The sequence below is a fragment of the Pseudoalteromonas sp. S1609 genome (assembly GCF_005887255.1).
In the GTDB taxonomy this organism is placed as follows: domain Bacteria; phylum Pseudomonadota; class Gammaproteobacteria; order Enterobacterales; family Alteromonadaceae; genus Pseudoalteromonas.
The window spans coordinates 1-435 of sequence record NZ_PNDJ01000134.1 but is presented as its reverse complement, the minus strand read 5'-3'; the positions used below and the strand labels follow the sequence as shown (position 1 = coordinate 435).

Sequence of the window (435 nt, the reverse complement as noted above, 5' to 3'; positions counted from 1 at the left end):
TTTAGGGTGTTTTTAGGCAAGCTCAGCGCCTCTTCAACCATGCCAAATAAAGTGTTAGCAAATGCTACTTCATCAGGGCCGTGCATTTTTGGTTTTACAATATTAATACTTTGTGCGGTTGAGTTTTGAATGGCATTTTTAGTGTTTAAATCGTGCAGTGCGGCTGTTGCGGTGAACATGGCATCCATAATTCCTTCAAACACATCATTACCACTTACATCGGTAATAGCAGGGTTTGTCATTAAATGCCCAACGTTACGCACAAACATCATACTGCGCCCTTTTAGGGTCAGTTTTTGGCCATCAAGACCTGTATATTGGCGATCGGCTTGTAACGTACGGTCGACCATTTTGTCGCCTTTTCTAAACGTTTCAACCAAGTTGCCCTGCATTAGGCCCAACCAGTTTTTGTAAACTTGCACTTTATCTTCGGCA

1 pseudogene is annotated in these 435 nt (G+C 42.5%); it reads right to left on the bottom strand.

The window, feature by feature from the left end:
- A pseudogene (locus CWB76_RS19055) lies at nucleotides 1–435 on the bottom strand (malate synthase G); the annotation flags it as partial.